The sequence below is a fragment of the Desulfobacter sp. genome (assembly GCF_050177295.1).
Map to the genome: position 1 here is coordinate 1 of NZ_JBFXHE010000321.1, position 5,128 is coordinate 5,128.

The following is a 5,128-nucleotide window of genomic DNA, read 5'->3' on the forward strand; positions in this document are numbered from 1 at the left end:
AAGAAGATCCAAACTTTACTATTTGAGAAATCTGCGCGGCAAAGCAGCAAGGATCAAAGAAAAACGCTTTGTCTGATAACCGCAGCAGCGTTTGCGCCGACATGCTGGCCTTTGAAAAGCAGGCCATGTTGGGCGGATATAACGTAATTGCAGGTGTTGATGAGGCCGGCAGGGGACCCCTTGCCGGCCCTGTCGTGTCTGCGGCAGTGGTGCTGCCTGAAGATTTTGATGTTCCCGGCATCAATGATTCAAAAAAGCTTTCCGAAAAAAAAAGAGAGGCGCTTTTTCCTTTGATCCAAAACCATGCCATCGCCTTTGGCATTGGCATGGCCGACCATGGGGAGATTGACCGGATTAATATTCTGCAGGCATCCCTGCTCTCCATGAAACGGGCGGTTGAAGACCTGGGTATTACGCCGGATTACCTGCTCATTGACGGCAAATTTGCCATAGACAGCACCATAGACCAGCGTCCTGTCATTAAAGGGGATGCATTGAGCCTGTCCATTGCTGCGGCCTCCATTCTGGCCAAGGTCACCCGGGACCGAATCATGACAGACCTTGACTTAAAATATCCCGCATATGGATTTAACCGCCATAAAGGATATCCAACCAAAGCTCATAAAGAGGCGATCCTGACCCATGGCCCCTGTTCTGTTCATCGCAAAAGTTTCAGGGGTGTCAAGGAGATATGAGCCTTGGGGGAAAACAGCTTGGAAAAAAGGGAGAACAGGCTGCCCGGCAATTTCTTTTGTCCCGGGGCTATCACGTATTGGCATCCAATTTTTCAACCCCTCAGTTTGAAATTGATATCATAGCCAAAGACAATGACACCCTGTGCTTTATTGAAATCAAAACCCGTACAGGCGTTAAAAAAGGCCTGCCCCGGGAAGGGGTAACCAGAGCCAAGCAGAAAAAAATTATCATGGGTGCCCAATACTATCTGAGCAAAAATAAAATCACCAATACCCGGCTGCGATTTGATGTGGTGGAAGTGTCATACAAGGACAGTTCGCACACCGCCTGTGACATCACTGTGATCCCCAATGCCTTTCAAGGGGTTTAACATGTCCGGCACCCTTTATATTGTCGCAACCCCTTTAGGCAACCTTGAGGATATGACATTTCGGGCCGTACGCCTGTTAAAGGAGGCGGACCTGATTGCAGCCGAGGACACCCGTCATTCAAAAAAATTACTGGATCATTACGGCATTACAACCCCCACAATTTCCTGCCATGAGTACAATGAAACTGCAAGGGCACATGACCTGATCCAACGGCTTGAAAACGGTACCACAATTGCCTTGATCAGCGATGCAGGCACCCCTTTAATTTCAGATCCCGGTTTTCGTCTGGTTTCCCAGGCCCACAAAAAAGGCATTCCCATTGTTCCGGTTCCCGGATGCAATGCTGCGGTGACCGGATTGAGCGCATCCGGCCTGCCAACCGACACCTTTTTTTTCCTGGGCTTTCCGCCTAAAAAACAGGGCCGTCTGGACAGCTTCCTTAATGATGCTGCCCGTTACAAAGCCACACTGATATTTTATGAATCCCCCCGGCGTGTGATCCGGCTGATATCTTCGGCTATAACCGCGTTTGGCGACCGCCAGGCCTGTCTTGCCAGGGAATTGACAAAACAGTATGAGGAGTTTATTCGCGGCCCCCTATCCATTATTCTATCCACCCTTGAGGAGAGGGAAACCATCAAAGGCGAATGCGTCCTGTTTATCAATGGAGAAAATGAACACCCAGCCGGCTTGTCTTTAGACCAGATGGAGGCCATGATCATGGATGGCCTGAATCAGAATATGCGGACCGGCGAACTTGCAAAAAAGGTGGCCGGACTTGCCAACATCCCTAAGCCCAAGGTTTACGACATGATTCTATCCCTGAAGAACCGTTCCTAACCATCCCCACCATCCTTAAACCACTACAGATGACACACAAAACAGTCACGCCCCTCTACCGGTTGATAAACCCCTTGCCAAATCAGGGTCAAAAGCCTTATAAAGAAGCAAAATATTAGCAAAGCATGAGAATAATGTTAGGATTGCAATTCTGATAAATCGGACGGAGTACTCCGGCCCGTAGATATCCAACCTTCACAAAGGAAAGAAAATCACCATGGGCATTGAAATATGCTATGTCATCGTAGGTATGCTGATCCTGTTTGCCATTTTTGATCTGATTGTCGGAGTCACCAATGATGCGGTTAATTTTCTAACCTCCTCAATCGGATCCAAGGCAGCGCCCTTTAAAATAATCATGATTATTGCAAGTGCCGGCATTCTGGCCGGCGTTACTTTTTCCGAAGGCATGATGGAGGTTGCCCGGAAAGGTATTTTTCATCCCGAACTGTTTACCATGCCCGAACTTCTGATCATGTTTCTGGCAGTCATGCTTACGGATATCCTGCTTTTGGATCTTTTCAACACATATGGGCTGCCGACCTCCACAACAGTATCCATTGTATTTGAACTCCTGGGGTCTGCTGTGGCCCTGTCCATGATAAAACTGGCCGCCCATGCGGATTCTGGTCTTGGGCTTGTGGATTATATTAACTCTGCCAAAGCCATCGCGATAATCTTTGGGATATTATTATCTATTATCGTGGCATTTGCCTCGGGTGCAACTGTTCAGTTTATATCCAGACTTATCTTTACCTTTAATTATGAAAAACAACTGAAGTATTACGGTGCGCTCTGGGGTGGCCTGGCCCTTACCTCCATTACCTTTTTTATTTTTGTAAAAGGGGCCAAAGGGGCAACGTTCATGGATCCACAGATGGAGACATGGATAAAAAGCCACTCTTTGATTATCATGGGTGGTATTTTCGCCATCTCTGCCATTATCCTTCAGATTCTTATCAATGCATTCAAAATAAATATTTTTAAACCCATTGTCCTTGTGGGCACATTTGCTCTGGCCATGGCCTTTGCAGCCAATGATCTTGTCAATTTTATCGGTGTCCCCCTGGCAGGCCTCAATGCCTTTAAAACTGCTATTGCCTCATCTGATCCCATGCATATCACCATGGGGGCACTGGGGGGAAAAATTCACACCCAGACTTTTATCATGCTTATTGCAGGCATCATCATGGTAATAACCCTGTGGGTATCACGCAAGGCTAGAACAGTGACCGAAACAGAAATCAGCCTGGGCCAGCAGGATGAAGGCATGGAGCGGTTTGAATCTGTCTGGCTGTCCAGGCGCATTGTCAACCTGTTCCACAGTCTGTTTGTCTCTGTCCAGGCTGTGTCACCGCCCATTATCGGCAGGATTGTGGCCAGAAGACTCAGCCCTGTCCCCGAAAACTCCCATGCCGGGGTAAAGGAAAAACCATCTTTTGATCTGCTGCGTGCGTCTGTAAACCTGATGGTGGCATCTGCCGTGGTTTCCCTGGCCACTTCACTGAAGCTGCCTTTGTCCACCACGTATGTGACGTTTATGGTGGCCATGGGTTCTTCCTTCTCTGACCAGGCCTGGGGCAGGGAAAGCGCCGTGTACCGTATCACCGGTGTTTTAACAGTCATCGGCGGCTGGTTCATGACCGCCCTTATTGCCTTTGTGGCCTCCTTTATCTGCGGCAATATCATCTATTATTTCAAAATACCCGGCGTGGTCGGCCTGATGATATTTCTATTTTTTATGATCCTTAAAAACAAAAAGCGTCACGAAGGTAATGAAAAAACCAAGGAGGAAATCACCATTTACCATCTTGAAGAAGTGGAAGATTTCCATTCTTCTGTTTCAGCAACATTCGGCCATATCGCCCTTCATCTTCAAAGCATAAGGCTCTCTTTAGGGACTGCCTTTGATGCGCTGTTTCAAGAGGATCTGGAGACCTTAAGGGAACAGCGCAGGAAGGTCAAGCAGTTCCAGATGAGCAGCAATATCATTATTGCAAATATCTTTAAGGTATTACGCCTTTTGCAGCGTACGGATCGCAAGGGATCTTTCAACTATTACCAGATTATCCGGCGCCTTCAGAAAATAAACGATGGGTACAGGGATACGGTGATCAGGTCCGCCATGCATGTGGCAAACCGGCACAAGGGGCTTTTACCCGTCCAGATTGAGGAACTCAAGGAGGTCAAGACAGAAATTCTTTTCATTTTTGAACAGGTTGAAATCGCATTCAATAAAAATGATATTGTGGACTGCAACCACATCGGTTCAAGATTCCACTATCTTAGGGATCTTGTGGATGAATACAATGCCAATCAGATTGCCAGGATCAGGGAGGGGTCCTCAAAGACACGCCTGAGCATCATGTACTACGCCATTTCCGGCAATTGCGTCATGATGGCCAAACAAACCGTCAAACTGCTGGAAATATTCAATGAGGCCCTGCCCTCAGAAGACGGCGCCAACGCCTGCAGGGGCCTGCACCTGGATTGAGCTTTTTCATTATTTTTACCACATAGTTTTTGAGAAGTTACCTTTTAACGCTGCGGTGTTTCCGGTTGCAAGAGATTAACCCTGGGGCACTCATTTTTTTCAAGGTCAATGACGGCCCCTGACCCCGGACCTTCTATGGCGCAGTTCACCACGGTACTTTGATGAAGGGTTTTAAGCCCGAAATCTTCGTGGATATGGCCGCAAAGCACAAGGCTCGGAGCTGCGGCTTTGATAAACCGGGCCAGGTTCAGACTTCCGGCATGGATTTTTTTGACCACAAGGTCACACGCCCCCTTTGGCGGCGTGTGGACTACCAGTACCGTGTCCGGTGCCATGGGACAGGGAAGGGCGGCAATCCGTTTTTTTTCATTCAGGCAGATCCTGTTGGCAAAGGGCAAGGGCAGGGTTCCGGAAACCCCCACAAAAGAGAAGCCTCTGATCTGAAGGGGCGTTTCCGTTAACAGCTTGATGTTGGCTGCTTTTTGTATCCGGGGTTCAATGCGTTTAAAATCCGTATTTCCCCGGACCACCAGAACGGGAACCGGCAGGCTGTCAAGCTGGGAAAGGACCGTGGACCAGTTGAAAAAATGGGTCATATCACCAGGAATAACAATCAACTCCGGATGGTACTGGTCTAAAATCCTGTAAATGGATTCCATATGTTCGGGTGTTCCGTGAATGTCCGCAACTGCATATATACGCATCGCTCCTCCTTAAAGGGGATGTA

At 48.1% G+C, this 5,128-nt stretch carries 6 protein-coding genes; 5 read left to right on the top strand and 1 reads right to left on the bottom strand.

The genetic code is table 11. The features are described from left to right. From AB7U36_RS17990 to AB7U36_RS18010, 5 genes are all read left to right on the top strand, one after another. The coding region (locus tag AB7U36_RS17990; RefSeq protein ID WP_428161055.1) for a 50S ribosomal protein L19 at positions 1-76 on the top strand (76 nt) is incomplete at its 5' end. Positions 77-101: 25 nt separating this feature from the next. Beyond that, positions 102-695 (top strand): ribonuclease HII, encoded by a 594-nt coding sequence (locus tag AB7U36_RS17995; RefSeq protein WP_428161056.1) that lies wholly within the window; start codon positions 102-104, stop codon positions 693-695. Then, positions 692-1,066 carry a YraN family protein gene (locus AB7U36_RS18000; protein ID WP_428161051.1) on the top strand — a complete coding sequence of 125 codons (375 nt, stop codon included), beginning with the start codon at positions 692-694 and terminating at the stop codon, positions 1,064-1,066. Before AB7U36_RS17995 ends, AB7U36_RS18000 begins: the two co-directional genes overlap by 4 nt. A gap of 1 nt (position 1,067) precedes the next feature. Next, a complete protein-coding gene (rsmI, locus tag AB7U36_RS18005; protein WP_428161052.1) occupies positions 1,068-1,907 on the top strand; it encodes a 16S rRNA (cytidine(1402)-2'-O)-methyltransferase in 840 nt (279 codons plus the stop codon). Positions 1,908-2,124: 217 nt separating this feature from the next. Next, entirely contained in the window at positions 2,125-4,401 is a 2,277-nt protein-coding gene (locus tag AB7U36_RS18010) for an anion permease (RefSeq protein WP_428161053.1), read from the top strand. Between the two features lie 44 nt (positions 4,402-4,445). On the opposite strand, the gene AB7U36_RS18015 is transcribed toward AB7U36_RS18010, so the two are convergent. Then, a complete protein-coding gene (locus AB7U36_RS18015; RefSeq protein WP_428161054.1) occupies positions 4,446-5,105 on the bottom strand; it encodes a metallophosphoesterase family protein in 660 nt (219 codons plus the stop codon). Between the last annotated feature and the right edge of the window lie 23 nt (positions 5,106-5,128).